Origin of the sequence: Pseudomonas fluorescens (genome assembly GCF_902497745.1) — a bacterium.
Classification (GTDB): Bacteria; Pseudomonadota; Gammaproteobacteria; order Pseudomonadales; family Pseudomonadaceae; genus Aquipseudomonas; species Aquipseudomonas fluorescens_BM.
Window position 1 is genome coordinate 117,296 of sequence record NZ_CABVHJ010000017.1, and the last position, 24,007, is coordinate 141,302.

The window sequence follows — 24,007 nt, forward strand, 5'->3', positions numbered from 1 at the left end:
CTTAAACGTTGCGCCGGTCGATAAAACTTAAATTGCGATACAACGCTTCGATTCGCGGCAACTCACAACCTGCTGCGTTTGCTGCCGCCAAGGGCCGAGCGTAGATCGCTTCCAGCTCCAGCGGTCGTTTATGTAAAAAATCGTGGTGCATGCTCGGCCAGTAGTCGGGCATTTTCTCGGTCATCATGAACAGATAGTCGGCGTAACCTGGCGGAATATCATGACCGCTGGCCTTGGCGCCCTGCACCACTTCGGTCATCAACGCCTTGATCAGCAGGCGGCTGTCGGCATCCGCCATCAGCGGTGTGGTACTCGCACCGAGCAACACCGAGAGTCCGTTATAGGGAATATTCCACACCAGTTTCTGCCAGCGCGCCTGTTGCAGATTGGGCATCGCCTGCGAATCGATTCCGGCGGCGCGGAACAGACCGGAGCCCTCTTCGACAATAGCCATGCGTGCGAAGTCATCAATGACCGGGCCGCTGTGATAACCAACATTGACTGCGCCGAGAGCTTGATGGGTGACCTGTCCGGGGCCCTCGCGGTGTACGCAAATCAGACACAAGCCGCCCAGCAGGTGCAGGGAATCGGGGAGCAGTTCACGCAAGCTGTCTTCGACGTCGAGACCGTTTTGCAGCACCAGTACTTTCGCATCCGGTTTGGCCGCTTGAGTGATAGAAGGTGCGAGACCGGCATTGCTGGTAGTTTTCGCCCCCACCAACAGCCAGTCGCACTTGGGCATGTCTTCGGCAGCCGAATAGGCTTGCACCGGCTTCAACGTCAGCGGGCCATGCACCGCGCTGTTCACCTGCAAACCACGCTCGGCCACCGCCGCAAATTCGCTGCGCAACAGAAAGTGCACATCGAAGCCGGCGCGCGCCAGCATCACCCCGTAGAAACCACCAATTGCGCCGGTGCCAATAATCCCTACCACTGGTTTTTTGACCGCCCCCATCATGGCAACTCCTCTGCAATTCGACCCAGTGCCTGCGCCAATGCCTCGTTGAGTGCATCGGCGGTCAGGCGCGTGTGCAATGCCCCAAAGAACTCGCCGTCGCGCACCACAAACAGCGCCGGCAAATGAAAGACCTGATAGCGCTCGACCAACCCGCCGTTGTCGCCGGCATCGATCCAGCACAGGTGATCAATCCCCAGCGCCATATCCGGCAACACCTCGCGGGCATAACGGCAACTGGCGCAACCGACGCTGGTGAAAATCACCAGCGAAACGCCGCTCATCGCCAGCAGCCGTTGGTCGGCGTCGAAATCAGTCAGTTCGGATTCGACCACTATACTGGGGGAAACAATGTCAAATGGCCGACACAGGGAGTCTGTGCTCATGGGACGTTTCATTCCTCATCCGGACGAGGTGCCGGTTGAATTAACCTTGCTCAAGCCTGAGTGTATTTCCAGGCAACAGCTGCACACTATCAGCCTCGGCGGCATCGCTTGCAATTACCACCGTGCCTGGCGCCATGGCACCGCCCTGCAAGTGCGCATGCCGACACTGAACGCCGACATCTGCTATCCGGGCTATGTGGCTTGGTGTCTGCGCCGTAAAAAAGGCTATCTGGTGGGCATCGCCTTCACCGATGAGCAGACGCTGTTCAGTGCGCGAATGGGTGAGCAAGTGTGTCAGATCGAGCGCTACTGCCGCATGCACGACACCCACGATGACCTGCAAGAAATTCAGGCGGTGGCCCTGCAATGGGTCGAGCAACATGCCGACGAGTTCTCCCACGACAGCGTGCGCAAGGCTTTCGCCCAGCCAGTGCCGGACTGACCGTCTTCTCTAAACAGTTACATGCCCATTGTCGAGCAGGCGCTTTACGCGCTAATGTTCCGCTCCCCGACGCGCTTAAATCTGCTGTGCTCCGCCGCGCGGGGATCGCTGGCGGCCGGCACCCGTGACCTGACGAGTAAACGATGGCTGATTTACCGATCAACGACCTAAACGTCGCCTCTAACGAGACCCTGATCACTCCCGATCAGCTCAAGCGTGATATCCCTCTGAGCGATGCTGCCCTGCGCACCGTCACCAAGGGCCGCGAAGTCATTCGCAACATTCTTGATGGCACCGACCACCGTCTGTTCGTAGTGATCGGCCCGTGCTCGATCCACGATATCAAGGCTGCCCACGAATACGCCGATCGCCTCAAGGTGCTGGCTGCGGAGGTCTCCGACACTCTGTATCTGGTCATGCGCGTGTATTTCGAGAAGCCACGCACCACCGTCGGCTGGAAAGGCCTGATCAACGATCCGTACCTGGACGACTCGTTCAAGATCCAGGACGGTCTGCACATCGGTCGTCAGTTGCTGCTGGATCTGGCCGAAAAAGGCCTGCCAACCGCCACCGAAGCCCTCGACCCGATCTCCCCGCAGTATCTGCAGGACCTGATCAGCTGGTCGGCGATCGGCGCGCGTACCACTGAATCGCAGACGCACCGGGAAATGGCTTCCGGCCTGTCCTCGGCCGTAGGTTTCAAGAACGGCACCGACGGCGGCCTGACTGTGGCGATCAACGCCTTGCAGTCGGTGTCCAGCCCGCACCGTTTCCTCGGTATCAACCAGGAAGGTGGCGTGTCGATCGTCACCACCAAAGGCAATGCCTACGGTCACGTGGTGCTGCGCGGTGGTAACGGCAAGCCGAACTACGATTCGGTCAGCGTTGCCCTGTGCGAGCAGGCGCTGGATAAAGCGAAGATCAAGCCGAACATCATGGTCGACTGCAGCCACGCCAACTCCAACAAGGATCCGGCCCTGCAACCGCTGGTGATGGAGAACGTCGCCAACCAGATCCTCGAAGGCAACCAGTCGATCATCGGCCTGATGGTCGAAAGTCACCTGAACTGGGGTTGCCAGGCGATTCCGAAAGACCTCGCCGACCTGCAATACGGCGTGTCGATCACCGATGCCTGCATCGACTGGTCTGCCACCGAGAACACCCTGCGCAGCATGCACGCCAAGCTCAAGGATGTTTTGCCGAAACGCCAGCGCAGCTGATCAGCGTTTTACAGGCATAAAAAAACGCCGGGCAATGCCCGGCGTTTTTTTATGTGCGATTCAGAACTTGGCGGCGCGGCGCTGATGGCGCTCCATGTAGCGCTCGACGTAGGAGCACGACGGGATCACCGTGTAGCCCATTTCTTCGGCGTACTGCAGCGCGCTTTCGGTCAGCGCTGCGGCAATGCCACGGCCACGCAGGGCGTTGGGCACGAAGGTGCGATAGATATCCAGAGTCTGTTTCCCCAGATCCATATAGGTCAGGTAGGCACGATGACCGTCCACATTGGTCTCGAACTGATGACCAGCCTGGTCATGGTGGATGGACAACGCCTCGCTCATCACTACTCCTCGCGGGTCTTGAATTCTGACCCCTACCTTACCGATGTTTTTCCGGCGAAGAAACAACTACGCCACCCCGTGCCTGATGGACACCGAGAAGAGCCACACCGATCTCGCGCAACCTGGCACTTGATAAATAGTAGGCACCATTGGCAAAAATGCTCAAGGTACGCTCGTCATCAAGCGAGTTGGCGGGGGGTAGCTCCGATGGACGCAGGGTGAGCTTTCGAGAGGTTCTTCGCGGTCCGCTCACCTGAACATTGCCGGATGTTGAGATTTAAGACGTGCGACCTTTTTTAAAGTCACCTCAACATGGACAAAGATAAGCGAAGCAGCGCGCAAATTCGCAACAAAAGTGTGGACGAATTCATCTAGACAGACTTATCCAAAACTGCAAAAAACAGCAGGCTGTAACGGGAACTTTTTCTCAATAACTCGCTCTGCGCGGGGCTTGCAGCTGGGTATTTTTTATACAGTGCAGTTAAAAGTTGCTCGAAAAAGAATCAGCGCCTACAATTTTTTTTGCTTCTTGCCTTACGTCAGTTTACTTACTACAAGTAATGGGTAGTATGTACGCCGGCTATTTCCTCAATCGTGAGGAGACAGCCACTTAATTTGAAAGTCCTTGAAGGGGAACACGATGAACAACGTTCTGAAATTCTCTGCTCTGGCTCTGGCCGCAGTTCTGGCTACCGGTTGCAGCAGCGCATCGAAAGAAACCGAAGCACGTCTGACCGCTACTGAAGACGCAGCTGCTCGCTCCCAGGCTCGTGCAGACGAAGCTTACCGTAAAGCTGATGAAGCTCTGGCTGCTGCTCAAAAAGCACAACAGACTGCTGACGAAGCTAACGAGCGTGCTCTGCGCATGCTGGACAAAGCTAGCCGCAAGTAATAATCCCTCGGGATTGTTATCGAGCCGACCCGATTTTTCGGGTCGGCTTTTTTATTGCCCGCGGTTTTGTTCAGGCAATAAAAAACCCGCCGACGCTTCACGCATCGACGGGTTCCGGACTTCGACTTACTGCTGCAGGTCGATCGGTGTATTGGCAACAATCGGTGCCGAAGTATTCGGCGTGCCGATTTCCGTTGGCAGGCCATCTTCGGCCGCGACCACATCCCGCACCACATCCCAGTTCACACGCAGGTTGCTGGTGACGTCTTCACGCTTGAGCATCGCGTTGATCACTGCGGTGTGCTTGTCGACCACCGACGGGTTGCCCTTGTCGTCGATCGGCGTGTGCGCTTCCAGATAAACCTTGCCGCCACTGCTGCCGAACTTGTAGGCATCGTTGAGGATGCGCACCGACGTCCCGACCGGGACCATGCCGGCCATTTCCAGCACGTTGTTGTTGAACATGCGGAAGCAGCCGTGGCTGGTGCGCATGCCAATACCGAATTTCTTGTTCGAACCGTGAATCAAGTAACCGGGGGTGCCCAAAGTGAACTTGAACGGGCCCAGCGGATTATCCGGGCCGGCCGGCACTACGTTCGGCAGCGGGTCACCGTCTGCGGCGTGTTCGGCCTTGATCGACGCTGGAGGCGTCCAGGTCGGGTTTGGCGTCTTGGCGGTGATCGAGGTGTGCGCAATCGGCGAACCCCAACCCTCACGACCGATACCCAGCGGGAACGTGTAGACCACGTTGCGGCCTTTCGGGAAATAGTAGAGGCGGTATTCGGCAAGGTTGATGACGATGCCTTCACGCGGACCCGGCGGCAGAATGAATCGGGTCGGCAAGACGATTTCGGTGCCGGCGCCCGGCAACCAGGCATCGACGCCCGGGTTGGCTGCAACCATCTCCGAGTAGCCCAGATCGTACTTCGTGCCCAGATCGGCGAAGGTATCTTCGTACTTGGCTTTGATCACCTGCACCTGACCGATGATGTCTTCACCGGGTGGTGGCAGGGGAAACTCCAATGCAGCAACGGGACCGGCCACACACAGGGCGGCAAGTGACAGGCAGCGGGTGACGGCAGGAAAGCGCGGCAACATCCGGAAAATCCTTCGCATGATCAACAAGGGTATAAGAGCGCGATTGTACACCGCACTTTGAATATTCGGGGAGATCACCCCATTGCAGGCGACAAGGTGTTCCAGGTGGGAGCGAGCTTGCTCGCGAAAGCGGTGGGTCAGTCGCCAAAAATGTTACTGACATGGCCTTTTCGCGAGCAAGCTCGGCTCCCACAGAATCAGAGCTCGAACCGCAACTCCGGCCAGATCGGCGAAGTCCCGCGCTTCTGCGATTCCAGAATCGCCCGGCACAACGAGCACAGGCGCTGATCCTGAAACACCCGGCGATCCACGCTCGACCAGCGCGGTTGCGCCGGCAGCAGGCTGCCGCACAAGGTGCGATCAGCCGAGCCACCGAGTTCGAGTTGCCGCGTCACCAGATGCACACGCACTTCCTGGCAGGCGAACAGATCCAGCTGCTCGTCAGGCTCGATCAGTTGGTAGGCAAACAGGGACCAGGCAGAACGCGACATCGGGGGCTCCAAATAAGGGGGCGCCACATTAGCCGAAAGCCTGCCCTTAGAAAAGCCTCATAACAGCGGTTTTAGCGTCGGCCAGACATTTTCCAGCAACTTGCCCTGAGCCCCGGCCGCCGGGTGCAGACCATCGGCCTGCATCAAGTCCGGATGCCCGCCCACGCCGTCGAGGAAAAACGGTACCAGCGGGATCTTTTTATCGTCGGCGAGTTTGCCGTAGACCTCGGCAAAAGCATCGGTGTAACGCTTGCCGTAATTGGGCGGCAGTTTCATGCCGAGCAACAGCACCTTGGCCCCGCTCTGGCGCGAGCTGTCGATCATCGAGGCAAGATTTTGTTGCAATTGAGTTGGCGACATTCCGCGCAAGCCATCATTGCCACCCAGTTCGAGGATAACCAGTGCCGGTTTATGCTCTGCAAGCAGCGCGGGCAGCCGCGCCTGGCCTCCGGCACTGGTATCGCCGCTGATGGAGGCATTGACCACTTTGTCGTCGAAACCCTCCTGTTTGAGCCGTTGTTCGAGCAACGACACCCACCCCAACCGGGTATCCAGTCCGAAACCGGCGCTGATACTATCGCCAACGATCAGGACAGTACCCGCCGCTGCGTTCTGGGCCATGCACATCAAGGCCAGGCCAGCACTCAAAAACCACACACGCATCGGATTCTCCATGGGCGCAAGCATTCTCACCGCGAAGAACCTCAGCAAAGTGGTTCCCAGCGCGGAAGGTGAACTGACTATCCTGCACGAACTCAGCCTGGAACTGAACAAGGGCGATAGCCTGGCCATCGTCGGCGCATCCGGTTCGGGCAAATCCACCCTCCTCGGCCTGCTCGCCGGGCTCGATCTGCCGAGCAGTGGCGAAGTCATTCTCGCCGGCCAGGGCCTAAGCAATCTCGATGAAGACCAGCGCGCACGCATTCGTGCCGAACACGTCGGTTTCGTCTTTCAATCGTTTCAATTGCTCGACAGCCTCAACGCACTGGAAAACGTCATGCTGCCGCTGGAACTCGATGGCCGCAAAGACGCCCGCGAACGTGCGACTGAATTGCTTCAGCGCGTCGGCCTCGGCCAGCGGCTCACGCATTCGCCGCGACAGCTCTCCGGCGGTGAGCAACAACGTGTGGCGATTGCCCGCGCGTTTGCTGCCGAGCCTGACGTACTGTTCGCCGACGAACCCACCGGCAACCTCGACAGCCACACCGGTGAGCGCATCAGCGACTTGCTCTTCGAATTGAACAAGGAACGCGGCACCACCCTGGTGCTGGTGACCCACGACGAACGCCTCGCCCATCGCTGCCGGCGTCTGATCCGACTTGAAGCCGGGCTGTTGGTCGCCCCTCTGGAGCCTTGATGGCACGTTTGCCGCTGTTGCGTCTGTTCAGTCTCGCCATTCGCCAACTCATGCGCGATGCCCGCGCCGGCGAATTGCGCGTGTTGTTCTTCGCTTTGGTCGTCGCGGTGGCGGCGAGTACCGCCATCGGCTATTTCGGCGCTCGCCTGAACGGCGCCATGATGCTGCGCGCGACCGAGTTCCTCGGCGCCGATCTGGTGCTCGAGGGAAGTTCGCCGGCCCGTGAAGAACAGATCAGGAGTGGCACCGAGCTGCGCCTGAATCACGCACAAGTGGTGGAGTTTTCCAGCGTCATCGCCACCGACAATGGCATTCAGTTGTCGAGCATCAAAGCCGTCGACCGTGCCTATCCGTTGCGCGGTGAACTGAAGAGCGCGCCCGCCCCCTTCGCCGCCGAAGAAACCGGCGGTGAACCGCAACCCGGCGAAGCCTGGGTCGAGGCACGCCTTCTGACCGCACTGGATCTGAAGATCGGCGACAGCATCGATGTCGGCATGAAGACATTGAAAATGACCCGCGTGCTGACCTACGAACCGGATCGCGCCGGCAACTTCTATAGCCTGACGCCGCGGGTGATGATCAACCTTGACGACCTCGCCGCCACCGGTGTCGTGCAACCCGGCAGCCGCGTAAGTTACCGCGAACTGTGGCGTGGTGAACCGCAGGCGCTGGAAACCTATCGACAGCTGATCAAACCCGGGCTCGCTGCGAATCAGCGAATTCAGGATGCCCGCGATGGCAACCGGCAGATTGGCGGTGCACTCGGTAAGGCCGAGCGTTATCTGAACATGGCCAGTCTGGTCGCCGTGCTGTTGGCCGGTGTGGCAGTGGCGTTGTCGGCGAACCGTTTCGCCAGCCGCCGTTTCGATGCCAGCGCCTTGCTGCGTTGCCTCGGTCTTTCGCGCCGGGAAACCATGGTGCTGTTCAGTTTGCAGTTGACCGTGCTCGGCTTGCTCGCCGCACTCAGCGGGGCATTGCTCGGCTGGTTGGCACAACTGGGCCTGTTCGCGCTGCTGCATGATTTGTTGCCAAGCGACGTGCCGCCGGGCGGTCTGTTTCCAGCCATCGCCGGGATCGGCACCGGACTGGTGGCGTTGGCCGGTTTCGCCTTGCCGCCGCTGGCCGCATTGGGTCGCGTGCCGCCGCTGCGTGTGCTGCGCCGGGACATGCTGCCGATTCCGTCGAGCACGTGGATGGTTTATGGCGCAGCTCTGGGTGCGCTCGGCCTGATCATGTGGCGCCTGAGCCTCGATCTGCTGCTGACGTTCGCCTTGCTCGGTGGTGGTGTAGTTGCCGCGTTGGTGTTGGGCGGTCTGCTGTTGTTACTGCTGCAAAGCCTGCGGCGGATGCTCGCCCGCGCTTCGCTGCCATGGCGCTTGGGCTTGGGCCAGTTGTTGCGCCACCCCTTGGCTGCGGCCGGTCAGTCGCTGGCATTCGGTCTGATTCTGCTGTCGATGGCCTTGATCGCTCTGCTGCGCGGCGAACTGCTCGACACCTGGCAAAACCAGTTGCCGAAAAATGCGCCGAACTACTTTGCTCTGAACATCCTGCCAGCAGACAAACAGGCATTCACCGATCATCTGATCAAAGTGTCCGCGCAAGCGGCGCCACTGTATCCGGTGGTGCCCGGCCGACTGATCAGCATCAACGGCGAAGCCGTGCAGCAAATCGTCAGCAAGGATTCGGCGGGCGACCGCGCCGTGCAACGCGACTTGAGTCTGACCTGGGCCGCTGATTTACCGGCGGGCAACAAGCTCACTTCGGGTGAATGGTGGAAGGATCAGCCGACCGACGATGTTCCCGGGGTATCGGTGGAAGGCAAAGTCGCCGAAAGCCTCAAGCTCAAGCTCGGCGATCACATGGTGTTCAGTGTCGGTGGGGTCAATCGTGAAGCGAAGGTCACCAGCCTGCGCGAGATTAACTGGGACAACTTCCAGCCGAACTTCTTCATGATCTTCCAGCCCGGCACGTTGAAGGATCTGCCGGCGACTTACCTGACCAGCTTCTATCTGGCTCCGGGTCATGATCAGCAGATCGTCGAACTGTCGCGTACCTTCCCGGCTGTGACCATTCTTCAGGTCGAAGCACTGCTGGAACAACTGCGCAGCATCCTCGCCCAAGTCACCCTGGCCGTGGAATATGTGTTGTTGTTTGTTTTGGCAGCGGGCATGGCCGTGCTGTTTTCCGGCTTGCAGTCGACGCTCGATGAACGTATTCGCCAAGGTGCGCTGCTACGTGCCTTGGGTGCGGAGCGGCAGTTGCTGATCAAGGCGCGGCGCATCGAGTTCGGCTTGCTCGGTGCGGTCAGCGGACTGCTTGCGGCGATCGGTTCGGAAGTGGTGAGTCTGTTGTTGTATCGCTACGCGTTCGATCTGCCGTGGCACCCGCATCCGTGGTTGTTGGTGCTGCCGTTGATTGGCGCCGCGCTGATTGGGGGTGCCGGTGTGTTCGGCACGCGCCGGGCGCTCAATGCAAGTCCACTGACAGTGTTGCGTGAGGGTTGATAGACTCAAGCGGTCTTAATCACAAGAAGTTGCCATGAGCCGTTATCGCCCTCCACGCCCCGCCGGCACCGCGTTGATCACCCCTGAAGGTGAAGCGCGGATGCGTGCCGAATTTCATGAGCTGTGGCATGTGCGCCGTCCGCAGGTGACGCAATCGGTCAGCGAGGCCGCGGCTCAGGGTGATCGCTCGGAAAACGCCGAATACACCTACGGCAAGAAAATGCTGCGCGAGATCGACAGTCGCGTGCGCTTTCTGACCAAACGTCTGGAAGCGTTGAAAGTCGTCAGTGAAAAACCCAGCGATCCGAACAAGGTCTACTTCGGCGCGTGGGTGACTATCGAAGACGAAGACGGCAAGCAATCGCGCTATCGCATCGTCGGTCCGGATGAACTGGATCTGAAGCTGGGCCTGATCAGCATCGACTCGCCACTGGCCCGCGCCTTGATCGGCAAGGCGCTGGATGCAGAAGTCCGGGTGCAGACTCCGACGGGTGAACAGTTCGTTTACATCGTCGCTATCGACTATCCGTAAAGCCTATCAGCGGCGAGTGATCAAACCTTGGCGTGCAACGCGGACCAGTTGCTTGATCATCTCCGGCGCATCTTCCGCACTCGGTGCCTGAATCACTGCCAGATCAAAACTGTCACTGGCAAAACGCGCCAGCGACTCGCCGTCTTCGACAAACTGGATGAGGAACGCGGCAGGACCGCCGCTGCGACGTGGCCAGCCATCGAGGTAACGCAACAGCGTCGGCTGATGCTTGCCACCAAGAAGGATTTTCGGGTTGCGCTGGGTGATATGTGCCGTGATCGGCGCGGGACGTGCTGGAGGGCGTAGTGCATTCATCGTGTCGTGTCTCTGCCTCAAAAGTCTGCATGGCAGGTGAGAGGCAACACCGAACCAGCGCTTTAGCGGTATTTCGAAGCCCTGTTCCGGCTTCTGACAGCAACTGTTGAAGTCACCTGGCGCCCCGCAAGTAGCTGTTTAAATCGGCGCATGGGCAACATCCTAGATAACGTGACCGATCAGTGTCAAGAATCAGCCGCAACAAAAAAAGGCCCGCACAATGCGGGCCTTTTCCTTGAGCCAGAGCGCTTAACCGGCGATGGCGCGATCCACCGAAAGCTTGCCGGCGCCTTCGATCAGCACGGCGAGACTGCCACCGAGCAGGGCCAGAGCAAACTCGTAACCGTTGTTGGCCATAAACAGACCGTTGCTGATGTGTACGGTGAAGATCGCCACCAGCGACAGGAAGGTCAGACCCAATGCTGCCGGACGCACCAGCAGGCCGATGATCAAGGCCAGGCCGGCGAAGAACTCAGTGCCGCCAGCCAGGGTCGCCATCAGGTAGCCCGGGTGCAGACCAATGCTGTCCATGTACTGCGCCGTGCCCGCCAGACCATAACCACCGAACAGACCGAAAAGCTTTTGCGAACCGTGCGCAGCGAAGATTACGCCGACCGCAATGCGCAGGATGGTCAGACCGTAGCCAGCGCGGGTGAACAGTACTTTGTTGATCAGAGAGCTCATGGGGCATTCCTTGTTTTGCGAGAAGTTGTGTGTGTTGGTTGGCCGCTATATTAATCAGTAAATTTCATGTTAAAAGCGCAAATATTCCGCCATAACAATCAGTTTATTAGATCATTTCCGTAAGACGACTTTTTGCGCCCCGGGCTCCAACGACTCCCGCTCCCGGTCGAACGCCAAGTAATACTTGTTCACGCTATTAACATAGCTGACGGGCCCCATTCCTACCTGCTCCATGGCGATGCGCTCGACCTGGAAGAACCACTGGTTGGGATTCAGCCCCCGGCGTCGGGCCTCAGCGCGCATGCCCTGCACGCGCTCGGGGCCGATGTTGTAGGCCGCCAGCGTAAACGCCATGCGCTCGCGTTCATTGAGCTTGGGGCTGTTGAAGAACTTGCGGCGAATCATTGCCAGGTACTTGGCCCCGGCCTGCACATTCGCATCAAGATTCTGAATGTTGCTCACGCCGACTCGCTGAGCGGCGGAAGGCGTGATCTGCATCAGCCCGGTCGGGCCACTGCCGCTGCGGGCATTGGGTTGCAGGCGTGATTCCTTGAACGCCAGTGCGGCCAGATTGAGCCAGTCCATGTTCTGCGCCTGGGCGTGCTTTTGCAGGGTCGGGCGCAGTTTTTCCAGACGTTGGCGATCAGCCTTGGCCAATGGATAGTGGACTTGATAGAGACGGCGATAGATGCGCAGAAACGCGGCATCTTCGTTGGACGGTTTCTTGTAACCACCGAGGAAGCGGTCAATGCTCGCGCGCAACATCGCAGCATCGCGGCGCACGAACCAGTACTCCTCGCCCGGCTCGCTGATCATCAATTGCCGGTCAAAGCGCAGTTTCGGCAGGATTTTGCCCCAGCGCTCGGCGATCGGTTGTTCGACGATGGTCAGGTGAAAAATACCGCCCTGAACCATCTCCAGTACATCCTCGACCGCCAGGGTCGGATCAACCCATTCGATCTTGATCGGCGCCAGTTTGTGCAACGCCAGTTTCTGATTGAGCTGACTGACCGCCTCCCCCGCCGCACTGCCGGTGGGCAGCGCGAGGGTTTTACCGGAGAGCTGCTCGACCTTGGTGTAGCGGCGCTCACCCTTGATCCCGACCAACACCAGCGGCACGTTGCTGGCGATCGGTTCGCTACTGGCCACGGCATAGCCAGATTGCAGATCGAGCAATTCACCCGGTGCGACCAGATCACCTTCGCCACGCTGCAAGGCGCCGAGCAATTGGTCCTTGGCTTTGGGAATGATCTTGAGGGTGATTTCCTGGCCATCGCGGGCATGGCCATTGAGGTATTGCTCGAAGGCACGCAGGCGATGGTATTCGACGCCGATGGCCTGACCCTGAACTTCGCCGGAGCTGTTGCGGCTCTGGTTGACCAGTACGCGCAACACGCGGCTGCTGCGAATCTCGGACAAGTCACGCACCTTGGCCGCCGGCACGGCTTGCAGCGGCCCGGGCAGGCGCGCAACCGCCGTTATCGGCAGTAGCAGCGATCCACACAACAGCAGCAAAACCGAGGGACGAACCATCCACTCTCCGAAAAGAATACGGGGCGATTTCATCTCTTTGAGTTCGAAATCACCGACGAAAACAGAGCGCTTGGAGCGCTGGCAAAGTGCGAGAGACTGGCACAGTAATGGCACTTCTGCCAAACCGGGCTGCGTCGCGGCATCAAGAGACAGCTATAACTCGTTGTAGTTCTTAGCTTTTCTTATGAATCTACAGCTCTGGTATGCTTTCCGGCCTTCGGCCCGAGGTAGCAACCATGCAACTCATCGATATCGGCGTCAACCTGACCAACCCCAGTTTCGCCGACAAACACCAGGCCGTACTCGACCGCGCCTATGCGGCCGGGATCTGCCAACTGGTGCTGACCGGCACCAGCGTCGAGGGCAGTGAGCAAGCCTTGGAGCTGTGCCAGCAACTCGATGAAAGCGGCCAACGGCTGTTCGCCACCGCCGGTATTCACCCGCATTCGGCCAGTGACTGGAACGCTGACAGTGCCCGTCGTTTGCGCAGCTTGCTGCAAGAGAAAAACGTCGTTGCCGTAGGTGAATGCGGTCTCGATTTCAACCGTGATTTCTCGCCGCGCCCACAGCAGGAAAAAGTTCTCGAAGAACATTTGGCCTTGGCCGTTGAACTGCAATTGCCGGTGTTCCTGCATGAGCGTGATGCCAGCCAGCGCCTGTTGGAAATCCTCAAAGGCTTCCGTGATCACCTGCCCGCTGCTGTGGTGCATTGCTTCACCGGTGAGCAAAAGGCGTTGTTCAGCTACCTTGATCTGGATCTGCACATCGGCATCACTGGCTGGATCTGCGACGAGCGCCGTGGCACGCATTTGCATCCGCTGGTGAAAGAGATCAAACGTGGACGCTTGATGCTGGAAAGCGACGCGCCTTATCTGCTGCCACGCACCCTGCGACCGAAACCAAAGAACGGACGCAATGAGCCGGCGTATCTGAGCGAAGTGCTGCGCGAAGTGGCGTTGCATCGTGGCGAAACCGAGGAAGATCTGGCGGCGCACACCACCGCGTGTGCCCGCGCGTTCTATAAACTCCCCGCCCTTCCTGACACACCATAATTCCCTTGTGGGAGCGAGCCTGCTCGCGAATGCGGTGGTTCAGATGGAAATGATGTTGATGACACGCCCTCTTCGCGAGCAGGCTCGCTCCCACAGGGTGAACAATGCGCCCTGTTGACTCATATCAAGATCTTCCGACCTGCATAGCGGCACAATGCTGGCACCTTGCCAAAACTGTTTCCGCTATCAGAGAAGACCTCCATGGGTGCCTGGCTTAGCAATATCTCGCTGAAATACAAATTCTGGGCGGTCAATGCGGTCGCCTTCGTCACCACCCTGTTGCTGGTGCTGTACGCCGTGCAGCTCGAACAACAGGCGCGCAGTCACGCCTCACAGGCCTCGGCACAAGCCCAGGCGCAACTGCTCAAAGCCTGGCCGGACGGGCAACCGCTGCCGAAGACCGATCAGGTACTGACCTTCAAGCGCGGCGAAGCACCGCGCCTGAACGATCAGCCCTTGCTGGAAATCACGGAAAGCAACGGCTGGAACGACATCAATCACCTGCCGCTGTTCGGCGACAACCCATTGATGGGCGCTGAGGTGTTCAGCCGTGCCGATGGCCAGCAGGTCGCGGTGATTGCCTATGGCCCGAGCCTGAGTCAGGTGTTCAGCGAGCGTTTCGCCAATTACGCTGTGGCAGTGTTCATCCTGATGTTCGCCATGCTGTGTGCCTCGCAACTGCTGATCCGTTTCCTGCTCAGCCAGTTGAACACCTTGAAAGACGTGATGCTGCACGTTGAGAAAAGCGGCGATCTCTCGGCCCGCGTGCCGCTGGCCGGCAAAGACGAAGTCGGGCAGATGGCCAATGCGTTCAACGCGATGCAGGCCGGTTACCAGCGCGTCGTCACCACCGTGGCCAACACCGCACGGCAACTGGATGTCGGCGCGGCGCGGCTGGCGTCGAGCATGAACGAAGTGCGCCACGGCATGCTCGGTCAGCAGAGCGAAACCGATCAGGCCGCTACCGCTATCAACGAAATGACTGCCACGGTTTATCACATCGCCCAACACGCCGGCGCCACCCGCGATCTGTCGCAGACTGCCGATGGCCTCGCTGGCAGCGGTCAGCAAGTGGTTGCCCGGGTGCAGCACTCGATTGCCGGGCTGTCCAGCGGTGTGCAGCAGACGGCCGAGATGATTCAACGGCTGGCCGAGGACAGCCAGAAGATCAACGGCGTGGTCAGCGTGATTCACAGCATTGCCGAGCAGACCAACCTGCTGGCGCTGAACGCGGCCATCGAAGCGGCCCGCGCCGGTGAGATGGGCCGAGGGTTTGCGGTGGTCGCCGATGAGGTGCGCAATCTGGCAAAACGCGTGCAGACCTCGACCGACGAGATCACCACGATGGTCTCGGCCTTGCAGGCTGGCACTCGCGACGCGGTGGATTTCATGCAGGAGAGTTCGTACAAAGCCGACGATTGCGTGCAGCAGGCGCAAGAGGCCGGCGAGGCGCTGGCGGAAATCACCGGCGCGGTGGCGCAGATGCGTGAGAGCAACACGCAGATTGCCGTGGCAGCGGAGCAGCAGAGCCAGGTCGCTGAGGAGATGAACCGGGCGGTGGTGAGTATTCGCGATGTGACCGAGAACACCGTGCAGCAGACGGTGGATTCGGCGACGACCAGTAATGAGTTGGCGACGTTGGCTGGGGAGTTGAGCAGGGCCATAGGTCAATTGAAACTCTGAAGGCCCTTTCGCGAGCAAGCTCGCTCCCACAAGGGAATTTGTGTGCGCACCGGTCCAATGTGGGAGCGAGCTTGCTCGCGAAGGCGTCAAGCCATTCAGCATCGAATCCTGCGATGACGCCTATCACTTCAATAGCCAACCTTGATTCGCCGCCCTCACCGCCCGGGTCTATTCTTCAACCATGAGTTCAACATGGATCGAGGAGTACAAAACATGGGCAAACGTCACCCCAACCTTCCCGCGTGGCAATGGCGCGCGTACCCGGGCAATCATCAGCATCCGACCAATCTGGTGTTGCACCTGATCGCCGTGCCGCTGTTCATCGTTGCGTTTCTGCTGATCGTCTCCGGGGTGTTCAGCCTGAGTCTGGCCAGCGTCGCCATCGGCGTGATCGGTATCGTCGCCGCGCTGGGTTTGCAGCGCCACGGCCACAGCCTGGAGGCGCAAGCCTCCGAGCCGTTCAGTGATCGTAAAGATGCGGTGTCGCGGTTACTGGTCGAACAGTTTCTGACTTTTCCGCGCTTCTTTCTCAGTGGCGGCTGGTGGCGCGCCTGGTGTGAGCGCCACCGTCGGCATTGAGTCAGGCGAAGATCGTGACCGTCTGACGACTCATTGCAATCAACTCCCCTTCTGCGCTCCATAACTTGGCGGCGACATGGCCGTAGCCATCGGCGGCGTACTCGATGTCGGCCAGGTATTGGCACCAGTCCAGCGTGCTCAAGTCGCGTAACGGCTGAACGAATTCGATGGTCCAGGTCAAGGTGCTACCCGGTGCCGGCTTCTTCAGATACGGCAGCAATGCGGGCGGCCATGCATCCACCAGGGCCAGCAGATGCGCCTCTTTGACCGGCTCTTCTTTGACATCGCCGCGTAAGCGCACCCAGCCGCCCATCAGCCGCGATTGATTGCCGGTGAACGGCATGCCGCCGACGCTCCAGCGCATTGCCAGATGACGCATGAATTCCGGGGTCACGCCTTTGATGTAAGGCAACTCCTGGCATTCGTCCCAGTGTTTCATTGCCGGCGCCGGATATGCTTGCACGGCGACTTCCGAGGGCCGCGAAGCACCGAAGCTGCCTTGAACGATGGTCACCACCTGACCATTCTGCATCGCCCGGCCCATGACCTGGCTGACGGCTTTGCCTTCACGCAGCACATCCACTTCGAAACTCACCGGGATTTCAGGCTCGACCGGGCCGACGAAGGTAATTGCCAGCGAACGCACCGGGCGATCCGCCGGGACTTTTGCACGCATGGCTTCGTATTGCAGCGCGGCCACCAGACCGCCGAAACTGGCACGGCCCTGGCCCCATTCGGCAGGAATCGTCAGTTCCGGTTGGCGGCGGACCGCCTCGAGCAGATCGCTAAAGCGCATGGCAACCTCAGAAAACGAGAAAGGAATGCAGGGATCTTAACCAGACCTGCAGAGCGCCGCAGCGTCTATTCCGGTCAAAGAGACTGACAGAAAGGCCTTAGCGTATTTCAAATACAGACACAAAACCCTGTAGGAGCTGCCGAAGGCTGCGATCTTTTGATCTTGTTGTTAAAAATCAAAATCAAAAGATCGCAGCCTTCGGCAGCTCCTACAGGGGATATCGCGGGGCTAAGGTTATTTGAAACAGGCTGAACTGAGTTTTTCCAGCACGCGATCAGCCTTGCTTTCAGCGTTGATCATGGTCGCCTGCCAAGTGGCGACGCACGGTTGAAGGTCCGCCTCAAGCTCAGCTTTCGCCAGCCATTGCCAGCAATCGTGCCAGTCGCCCAACGCGCCTTGCGCTGACTTCAACCGCGCCAGCGCCGCTTCGGGCAAGCGGTCCAGTTCGGGATAGGCTTCGATGCCATATCGCACGCGTTTGATCAGCAAACGCAGACGATGACGGTCGTGAGCGGGATCATGCAACGCCTCGTCAAGTTTCTGCCATTGCTTGCCCAAGCGTTTTTCGATGCGTTTGTCCAAGCCCTTGAGCAAACCCTGACGCTGTGAGGCACGCAGGAAACGCGGGAAAGCGTCGAGAATCATCAACAGCGCAGCCACCTCGGCACTCGCCGCCAGCGCCGGATAAGCCTCGGCCATCTGCGCCATGCGGCGTTGCGCGGCTTCAGGCTGATCATGCTTGAGCAAGTACGCCGCAAGTACTTCGCGATCACGCCACGGGGTGGTCAATTGGCCGACCGCCGAGGCGGCATCTTCGAGTTGTTCGATACCCGGCAAACCGCGCAATGGCCGCAACAGGCTGCGCAGGCGCCGCACCGTGGTGCGCAGATCGTGCAGCGCTTCGGGGTCGGTGCGTGCCGTCAATCGCGCCTGACAGGCCAGCAGCCGCACTTCCAGGCTCAGGACGTGAGCCACCAACCGGTCAACCAACGCAGACATCACTTGCTCCTGATTCAAATGGCTCTGAAGAACATGCTGCCGTCCTGTGAACGCAGCCTCCTTGCTTCACGTCAGCAGCTTAGCGGCCGGCGCGGGATTCGCGAATGTAGAAACGCGCCTTCTCGGCTTTCTTGCTGCAGCCTTCAAAGCCCTCGAATTGCTGCTGGGTCTTGGCGGCGGTCAGCAGCGACAACGCTTTGGAGTAGCTGACGGTGCCGGCAAAGCCTTCGGCCTTGGCCAGATCCAGCTCATGCCAGGCCGCGTCGAGCTGGCTGCCGCAGCTGTCGCGGTAAGCGGTTTTACCGGCGCAACCGGCCAATGCCAGAGCCATCAACGGCACACAGATCCAGGCTTTCATCACTCACACCTCAAAATAGGTCAACAGTCGTGCAGGTAAGACGGTAAGGCTGCGAAAAAGTGCCTTGCCGGCGGGTGAAACCGCGCAACTGAGAAGGATAGCGCCGAAGGGTCATGCAGTATCGAAAAAACGACGTCACCGGCGCACTCAACGACCTCGGCGATTGAGCCGGCCCGGCGATGGGTGCATTGTGCAACCTTGTCGGGAGGAAGTTTGATGAAAAAGCGTGTCGCACTGGTGCTGGGCTCCGGTGGCGCCCGGGGTTATGCCCATATCGGAGTCATTGAAGAGATCGAACGACGCGGTTACGACATCGCCTGCATTGCTGGCTGTTCGATGGGCGCCGTGGTCGGCGGGATTTATGCCGCCGGCAAACTCGACGTATACAAAAACTGGATCGAAAGCCTCGACTATCTGGATGTGCTGCGGCTGGTCGACGTCAGTTTTCGTCTCGGCGCAATTCGCGGCGAAAAGGTCTTCGGGCAGATCCGCAAGATCGTCGGCGAGGTCAACATCGAAGACTTGCGCATCCCCTACACCGCCGTCGCCGCCGACCTCACCAATCAACAGGAAATCTGGTTTCAGGAAGGCTGCCTGCATCAGGCCATGCGCGCCTCGGCGGCGATTCCCAGCCTGTTCACCCCGGTGATGCAAGGCAATCGCATGCTGGTCGATGGCGGCATTCTCAACCCGTTACCGATCGTGCCGGTGGTGTCGAGCCACTGTGATCTGATCATCGCGGTCAATCTCAACTCAACCAACCAGCGTCACTACAAATTGCCGGTGATCCAGCGCCCGGCCGCGTTCCGCTCACGCTTCGACAACCTGATCAGATCGCTGGGGTCGAAGATGCCGTTCCGCCGAACACAGGCCGAGCAACTGTTGCGGCTCGAGCAGGAAGCGCTGCGCGCCGAAGCGGCGGACATCAATCCCTGGCTCGACGGTGCCGAGCCGGAGAGCCAGCAACCGGCGGCCGCGCCTGAGCGTGAAGGCGCGCCGAAATCGGCGACCGGTTCATTCATCATCGATAATGTCGGGCCGGCCTCGTTGCTGGACTTGATCAACCAGAGTTTCGAGGTGATGCAGACCTCGCTGGCGCAGTACAAGATCGCCGGGTATCCGCCAGATATCCTGATCAACGTGCCGAAGCGGGTGTGCCGGTTTTTCGAGTTTTACAAGGCGCCGGAGCTGATCGCGCTGGGGCGCGAGATTGCGCGGGATACGCTGGATCGGTATGACAGTGAGCAGGGATGACTGGCTAAAATTCTTCATTGAATTTGAGGGCCTCTTCGCGAGCAAGCTCGCTCCCACAATTGGAATGCACTCCCCTGTGGGAGCGAGCTTGCTCGCGAAAGCGCCCGATCGGCCAATACAAAACTACAGGCCGTTCTCGTTCAGCAGACGATACCCAACCCCCGCCTCTGTCACGATAAACCGCGGCCGCGTCGGATCATCCGCCAGTTTCTGGCGCAAATGCCCCACCACAATCCGCAGATAATGGCTGTCCTCGGTGTGCGTGGGTCCCCAAATATCCTTGAGCAATTGCTGCTGGGTAATTACCCGCCCGGGATGCCGAGCCAACTGCGCCAGCACCGCGTATTCCTTGCGTGTCAGCGCTACTTCAACACCGTCGAGCAACACCCGCCGATAGGCCAGATCCACGGTCAGCGGGCCGAAGCTCAACGCCGCCTGCTGCGCCTCCCCTGCCGGCGCCTGACGCAACAAGGCGCGGACCCGGGCAAGAAACTCCTGAATACCAAACGGCTTAGTTACATAGTCATTGGCACCGCCATCCAGCGCCTGGACTTTCTGCCCTTCGCTGGCCCGCACCGACAACACCAGTACCGGCGCCGTGGCCCATTCGCGAAACTCGCGTAGCACTTGCTGGCCGTCCATGTCCGGCAAGCCGAGGTCGAGCACCAGCAAATCCGGTTTATTCAAGGCTGCCTGCGCCAGCCCCTCAGCACCCGTGCCAGCCTCGAGCACTTTGTAGCCTTGGGAAGCGAGGCTGATGCGCAGGAATTTGCGGATCTGCGGTTCGTCGTCGATTACCAAAATGGTCGCGGTCTGGCTCATGAATTCACATCAACACAAAAGAGTGGCAAGAGAGTAGCGCAGTCGCAATCAGGCTTCATCGTCCATCCCCGGTTGCGTCTGCAACGGCAAGTGCAAGGTGATGCAGGTGCCGCGCCCGTCGATGCCGTCGGCGACACTGATACGACCGCCGTGCGCGCCGACCATACCCTGACAGATCGCCAGCCCGAGGCCGGTGCCCTGCCCCCCGCGATCACCCCGGGCAGCGGTGTAGAACATATCGAAAATCTTCGCCCGCTCGTCCTCGGGAATTCCCGGCCCCTCGTCACTGACCGAGAAAAAAATCTCCTCGTCATTCGCTCCCGCACTGAGTTGCAAGCGACCGTGAACGGGTGAGAAACGTGCGGCGTTTTCCAGCACATTGACCAGCGCCTGTTCGATCAACGCGGCATGCACGAACAGCAGCGGCAGCTCGGCCGGTACATCGGTGCTGACCTGCAGCGGCGCGAGCACTGCACGCAGACGATTGAGCGAACTGCCGACGATGTCGGCGGGCGACACCCAGTCCCGCGCCAGCTTCAGCGCGCCATGGCCGAGCCGGGTCATGTCGAGCAGATTCTGAATGTAGCGGTCGAGACGTTCGGCTTCGTCGCGAGTGCCTTCAAGCAGTTCGCGACGGTCTTCCAGCGGGATCGCTTCGCCGAGGGCCAACAGGCTGTCGATACTGCCGCGCATGGCGGTCAGCGGCGTGCGCAAATCGTGGGACACGGAGGCCAGCAAGGCACTGCGCAGTTGTTCGGTTTCACCGTGCAGGCGCGCGGCTTCCAGATCGTCCGCCAATTGCGCGCGCGCCAGCGCTTGGGCGAGCGGCTGACTTAATGCGGTGAGCAAGCGGCGACGCTGGCCACTCAAGGTCTGGCCTTCTTTCGCGCAGACACCGAGCAACGCCAGCGGCCCGTCTTCGACTGACAGCGGCCACCACCACCAGCGTCCGAACGGCAATGTGCCGGTGCCCATGCCCGCCGGTTGATCGTGTTGCCAGGCCCAATCGGCAGCGGCGCGTTCGGACTCGGTAAATTCCAGCGGCCCGCCGGTCTCGACTTTCCAGCCGCCTTGGCCGTCGCGATTGAGCAGGCACAGTTGCAGATCGCTCCAGCCGTTGAGGTGTTGCGCAGCGGCGCTGACCACGGCTTGGCGATCGGTCGCGGCGGTGAGTTTGCGCGACAGGTCGAGCAGTTCGGTGGTCTCCTCCTGGGTGTCGCGCAGGGCCTGCAATTGCCGTCGCTGACGCGCCGCGAGGTTACCGGTGAGCGCTGCCATCAGCAGGAAAAACAACAAGGTCAGCACGTCTTCTTCGCGCTGAATGCTGAAAGAGAAATTCGGCGGGATGAACAGAAAATCGTAAGTCAGAAACGACAGCGCCGCACAGGCCAGCGCCGGGCCGAGACTGCTGCGCACCGCGACCAGCAACACCGCCGCAAGGAACACCAGCGAGATATTCGGCAGCGGCAACACACTCGACACCGCCCACGCCAAGGCACTGGCCAACACCGTGGCGACCAGCGCCAGCGCATAGTCGAACCACACCAGTGTCAGCGGGTTTCGCGGGCGCGACTGCGGGTGTTGATGATCGTTGTCGAGGACGTTGATTTCCAGACCATGGGCCTGACGCAACAGACGCGCCGCCAAGCCACCGCCGAACAGTCGACGACGCCAACTCGGTCGAGACTGGCCGACCAACACCAGACTCGCGCGGCGCTCGGCGGCATGCTGGACCAAGGTTTTCGCCACTTCACCGGCGCGCAATAAAACCACTTCACCACCGAGGCGCTCCGCCAATTGCTGAGCGCTTTGCAGACGCAGGCGTGATTGCTCGTCGCGCACCGCACCGTTATCGACGTGCACCAGACTCCACGGCAGATGCCGGCGCTGAGCGACGCGACTGGCGTGGCGCACCAGGCGTTCGGCCTGCGCATCGCCATCAACGCCGACCAGTAATCGGCCACGTACCGCCGGCGCGGCCTGGCCGAGTTGGCGATAGCCTTGGGCGAGATCATTGTCGACCTGCGCGGCGGCGGTTTGCATCGCCAGTTCGCGCAATGCGGTGAGGTTGGTCTGGGTGAAAAACGCATCGATTGCTGCGCGCGCCTGCTCGGGCACGTAGACCTTGCCTTCGCGCAAGCGCTCGAGCAATTCGCGCGGCGGCAGGTCGATCAGCAGCAGTTCGTAAGCTTCTTGCAGCACCCAGTCGGGAAGAGTTTCACGCACCTGCACACCGGTAATGCCGCGCACTTGGTCGTTGAGGCTTTCCAGGTGCTGGACGTTGACCGTGGTGAACACGTCGATGCCGGCGGCGAGCAGTTCCTGAATGTCTTGCCAGCGTTTCGCGTGGCGACTGCCGGGGGCATTGCTGTGGGCCAGTTCGTCCACCAGCACTAGTTTAGGCTTGGCGGCGAGCAGGCCGTCGAGGTCCATTTCTTCGAGCATCACGCCACGGTATTCCGAGCGTACCAGCGGTTGCTGCGGCAGACCGCCGAGCAGCGCTTCGGTTTCCGCCCGGCCGTGGGTTTCGACCACGCCCGCAATGACTTTCACGCCTTGGCGCAGTTGCGTGTGCGCAGCCTGGAGCATGGCGTAGGTCTTGCCGACACCGGGGGCGGCGCCGAGGAAAACCTTGAGCCGACCACGGCCGTCACGGGGCAGGTCTGCTAACAGCGCGTCGGCGCGGCCGGAGTCGCTCATGCTTGATATTCTCTCTTGCTGATAGTTATGCGGTGTTCTTTCGGCCCTCTTCGCGAGCAGGCTCGCTCCCCCATTTGGAACGCATATCCCTGTGGGAGCGAGCCTGCTCGCGAATGGCCGCGCCACCGATCTACAGTTTTTCCAGTGCCATGTTCAACTCAAGCACATTCACCACCGGCGGCCCCACCAGCGGCTGCTCGATGTGCGCATCGAGCAGTTGCTGCAAGGTCGATACCGGCAGATTACGTGCAGTCGCGACACGCGCCAGTTGATAGGCAATTGCTGCCGGTGGCAAGTGCGGATCGAGGCCGCTGCCTGAAGTCGTCAGTAGCGCCAGCGGCACCGGGCCTTGGCCGGGAACCTGCAATTTGTTGGCGTCGTCGATCACCCGTGTGGCGAGTGCCGGATTGCTCGGCGCCAGATTGCTCGCGCTGCTGGAAACGGTAGCAAACGCACCGGCGGAGGGACGCGGGTGGAACCACGCATCGCCGACAAAATCCTGAGCAATCAGCGACGAGCCACGGACTTTGCCATCGGCGTCATGCACCAGGCTGCCGTTGGCTTGAGCGGGGAATGCGACTTGCGCGACACCCGTCACCACCAGTGGATAGGCAACGCCGGTGACCAGGGTCATCAGCACCAGCAGGCTCAGGGCCGGACGTATCATTGTGGACATAGCAAAATCCTCGAATTCGTTGGGCAAACTTTGGTGGGGTGTCAGGGGGATCTTTCCCCCTCACCCCAGCCCTCTCCCCCAAGGGGGCGAGGGGGAAAGGGAGCCGATTTATGTGCTTTTCAAAACCTGGGTTCAGCTCGGTATCTCAAGTCGGTGTAGCTCCCACAAGCACCTCGGTCAGTCCCCTCTCCCCCGAAGGTGACAAGAGGAAAGGGAGCCGATCTTTGTGCAGTTCAAAACCTGAGTTCGGCTCGGTATCTCAAGTCGGTGTAGCTCTCGTAAACACCTCGGTCAGTCCCCTCTCCCACGAAGGTGACAAGAGGAAAGGGAGCCGATC

The 24,007-nt window shown here is 60.0% G+C and carries 25 protein-coding genes; 10 read left to right on the top strand and 15 right to left on the bottom strand.

Annotation, left to right across the window (positions count from 1 at the left end; translation table 11 throughout):
• Position 1: 1 nt before the first annotated feature.
• Together F8N44_RS23445 and F8N44_RS23450 are read right to left on the bottom strand one after the other, a co-directional pair.
• On the bottom strand, positions 2-958 hold the full coding sequence (locus F8N44_RS23445) for a putative 2-dehydropantoate 2-reductase (RefSeq protein ID WP_150651969.1): 957 nt from the start codon (positions 956-958) through the stop codon (positions 2-4).
• Positions 955-1,341, bottom strand: coding sequence for a thioredoxin family protein (locus F8N44_RS23450; protein ID WP_150651970.1), 387 nt, complete (start codon positions 1,339-1,341; stop codon positions 955-957). The genes F8N44_RS23445 and F8N44_RS23450 overlap by 4 nt, the downstream gene beginning before the upstream one ends.
• Between F8N44_RS23450 and F8N44_RS23455 the strand changes: the two genes are divergently transcribed.
• The gene (locus F8N44_RS23455; protein ID WP_150651971.1) at positions 1,340-1,783 is read left to right on the top strand and encodes a PilZ domain-containing protein; all 444 of its coding nucleotides are present in this window, start codon (positions 1,340-1,342) and stop codon (positions 1,781-1,783) included. The genes F8N44_RS23450 and F8N44_RS23455 overlap by 2 nt on opposite strands.
• A 143-nt stretch (positions 1,784-1,926) precedes the next feature.
• Complete coding sequence (locus F8N44_RS23460) at positions 1,927-3,003, top strand: 3-deoxy-7-phosphoheptulonate synthase (RefSeq protein WP_016985505.1); 1,077 nt, start codon at positions 1,927-1,929, stop codon at positions 3,001-3,003.
• Positions 3,004-3,063: 60 nt separating this feature from the next.
• Here F8N44_RS23460 and F8N44_RS23465 read toward each other — a convergent pair whose 3' ends face one another.
• Entirely contained in the window at positions 3,064-3,345 is a 282-nt protein-coding gene (locus F8N44_RS23465; protein WP_150651972.1) for a GNAT family N-acetyltransferase, read from the bottom strand.
• 640 nt (positions 3,346-3,985) lie between these two features.
• On the opposite strand from F8N44_RS23465, the gene oprI reads away from it, so the two are divergent.
• Complete coding sequence (gene oprI / locus F8N44_RS23470; RefSeq protein WP_003199355.1) at positions 3,986-4,237, top strand: outer membrane lipoprotei OprI; 252 nt, start codon at positions 3,986-3,988, stop codon at positions 4,235-4,237.
• A 126-nt stretch (positions 4,238-4,363) separates the two neighbouring features.
• Here oprI and F8N44_RS23475 read toward each other — a convergent pair whose 3' ends face one another.
• From F8N44_RS23475 to F8N44_RS23485, 3 genes are all read right to left on the bottom strand, one after another.
• Positions 4,364-5,335 (bottom strand): L,D-transpeptidase family protein, encoded by a 972-nt coding sequence (locus tag F8N44_RS23475; RefSeq protein WP_127929247.1) that lies wholly within the window; start codon positions 5,333-5,335, stop codon positions 4,364-4,366.
• A gap of 197 nt (positions 5,336-5,532) precedes the next feature.
• On the bottom strand, positions 5,533-5,826 hold the full coding sequence (locus F8N44_RS23480) for a hypothetical protein (RefSeq protein ID WP_007908575.1): 294 nt from the start codon (positions 5,824-5,826) through the stop codon (positions 5,533-5,535).
• 57 nt (positions 5,827-5,883) lie between these two features.
• On the bottom strand, positions 5,884-6,489 hold the full coding sequence (locus tag F8N44_RS23485) for an arylesterase (protein WP_191630941.1): 606 nt from the start codon (positions 6,487-6,489) through the stop codon (positions 5,884-5,886).
• 10 nt (positions 6,490-6,499) lie between these two features.
• Here F8N44_RS23485 and F8N44_RS23490 point away from each other — a divergent pair, with 10 nt between their 5' ends.
• Genes F8N44_RS23490 through greB form a run of 3 tightly spaced genes read left to right on the top strand, consistent with a single transcriptional unit; the run spans position 6,500 to position 10,219 of the window.
• A complete protein-coding gene (locus F8N44_RS23490) occupies positions 6,500-7,183 on the top strand; it encodes an ABC transporter ATP-binding protein (protein ID WP_007908572.1) in 684 nt (227 codons plus the stop codon).
• The gene (locus tag F8N44_RS23495) at positions 7,183-9,687 is read left to right on the top strand and encodes an ABC transporter permease (RefSeq protein ID WP_150651974.1); all 2,505 of its coding nucleotides are present in this window, start codon (positions 7,183-7,185) and stop codon (positions 9,685-9,687) included. The genes F8N44_RS23490 and F8N44_RS23495 overlap by 1 nt, the downstream gene beginning before the upstream one ends.
• A 34-nt stretch (positions 9,688-9,721) precedes the next feature.
• The gene (gene greB / locus F8N44_RS23500) at positions 9,722-10,219 is read left to right on the top strand and encodes a transcription elongation factor GreB (protein ID WP_016985509.1); all 498 of its coding nucleotides are present in this window, start codon (positions 9,722-9,724) and stop codon (positions 10,217-10,219) included.
• A gap of 6 nt (positions 10,220-10,225) precedes the next feature.
• Here the strand turns inward: greB and F8N44_RS23505 are convergent, their stop codons facing one another.
• The 3 genes from F8N44_RS23505 to F8N44_RS23515 form a co-directional block, all read right to left on the bottom strand.
• The gene (locus F8N44_RS23505) at positions 10,226-10,534 is read right to left on the bottom strand and encodes a hypothetical protein (RefSeq protein ID WP_016985510.1); all 309 of its coding nucleotides are present in this window, start codon (positions 10,532-10,534) and stop codon (positions 10,226-10,228) included.
• A 249-nt stretch (positions 10,535-10,783) separates the two neighbouring features.
• Positions 10,784-11,218 (bottom strand): DoxX family protein, encoded by a 435-nt coding sequence (locus F8N44_RS23510; protein WP_007908568.1) that lies wholly within the window; start codon positions 11,216-11,218, stop codon positions 10,784-10,786.
• A 111-nt stretch (positions 11,219-11,329) separates the two neighbouring features.
• Positions 11,330-12,751: a transglycosylase SLT domain-containing protein gene (locus tag F8N44_RS23515; protein WP_150651975.1), complete on the bottom strand. Its 1,422-nt coding sequence runs from the start codon at positions 12,749-12,751 to the stop codon at positions 11,330-11,332.
• 236 nt (positions 12,752-12,987) lie between these two features.
• Here F8N44_RS23515 and F8N44_RS23520 point away from each other — a divergent pair, with 236 nt between their 5' ends.
• The 3 genes from F8N44_RS23520 to F8N44_RS23530 all read left to right on the top strand — a co-directional run bounded on the left by F8N44_RS23520 (position 12,988) and on the right by F8N44_RS23530 (position 16,065).
• Positions 12,988-13,803 carry a TatD family hydrolase gene (locus F8N44_RS23520; RefSeq protein ID WP_150651976.1) on the top strand — a complete coding sequence of 272 codons (816 nt, stop codon included), beginning with the start codon at positions 12,988-12,990 and terminating at the stop codon, positions 13,801-13,803.
• 201 nt (positions 13,804-14,004) lie between these two features.
• On the top strand, positions 14,005-15,486 hold the full coding sequence (locus F8N44_RS23525; protein ID WP_150651977.1) for a methyl-accepting chemotaxis protein: 1,482 nt from the start codon (positions 14,005-14,007) through the stop codon (positions 15,484-15,486).
• Between the two features lie 213 nt (positions 15,487-15,699).
• On the top strand, positions 15,700-16,065 hold the full coding sequence (locus F8N44_RS23530) for an Mpo1-like protein (protein WP_150651978.1): 366 nt from the start codon (positions 15,700-15,702) through the stop codon (positions 16,063-16,065).
• A 1-nt stretch (position 16,066) separates the two neighbouring features.
• On the opposite strand, the gene F8N44_RS23535 is transcribed toward F8N44_RS23530, so the two are convergent.
• From F8N44_RS23535 to F8N44_RS23550, 3 genes are all read right to left on the bottom strand, one after another.
• Complete coding sequence (locus tag F8N44_RS23535; protein WP_150651979.1) at positions 16,067-16,861, bottom strand: acyl-CoA thioesterase; 795 nt, start codon at positions 16,859-16,861, stop codon at positions 16,067-16,069.
• A gap of 234 nt (positions 16,862-17,095) precedes the next feature.
• Positions 17,096-17,860, bottom strand: a complete 765-nt coding sequence (locus tag F8N44_RS23545) for a CHAD domain-containing protein (protein WP_150651980.1) — start codon at positions 17,858-17,860, stop codon at positions 17,096-17,098.
• Between the two features lie 79 nt (positions 17,861-17,939).
• Positions 17,940-18,218 carry a hypothetical protein gene (locus F8N44_RS23550; protein WP_007908543.1) on the bottom strand — a complete coding sequence of 93 codons (279 nt, stop codon included), beginning with the start codon at positions 18,216-18,218 and terminating at the stop codon, positions 17,940-17,942.
• Positions 18,219-18,434: 216 nt separating this feature from the next.
• Between F8N44_RS23550 and F8N44_RS23555 the strand changes: the two genes are divergently transcribed.
• A complete protein-coding gene (locus F8N44_RS23555) occupies positions 18,435-19,472 on the top strand; it encodes a patatin-like phospholipase family protein (protein ID WP_150651981.1) in 1,038 nt (345 codons plus the stop codon).
• Positions 19,473-19,595: 123 nt separating this feature from the next.
• On the opposite strand, the gene F8N44_RS23560 is transcribed toward F8N44_RS23555, so the two are convergent.
• The 3 genes from F8N44_RS23560 to kdpC all read right to left on the bottom strand — a co-directional run bounded on the left by F8N44_RS23560 (position 19,596) and on the right by kdpC (position 23,670).
• Positions 19,596-20,294, bottom strand: coding sequence for a response regulator (locus F8N44_RS23560; RefSeq protein WP_150651982.1), 699 nt, complete (start codon positions 20,292-20,294; stop codon positions 19,596-19,598).
• Between the two features lie 48 nt (positions 20,295-20,342).
• On the bottom strand, positions 20,343-22,994 hold the full coding sequence (locus tag F8N44_RS23565) for a sensor histidine kinase (protein ID WP_150651983.1): 2,652 nt from the start codon (positions 22,992-22,994) through the stop codon (positions 20,343-20,345).
• Positions 22,995-23,124: 130 nt separating this feature from the next.
• Positions 23,125-23,670: a potassium-transporting ATPase subunit KdpC gene (gene kdpC, locus F8N44_RS23570; RefSeq protein WP_150651984.1), complete on the bottom strand. Its 546-nt coding sequence runs from the start codon at positions 23,668-23,670 to the stop codon at positions 23,125-23,127.
• Between the last annotated feature and the right edge of the window lie 337 nt (positions 23,671-24,007).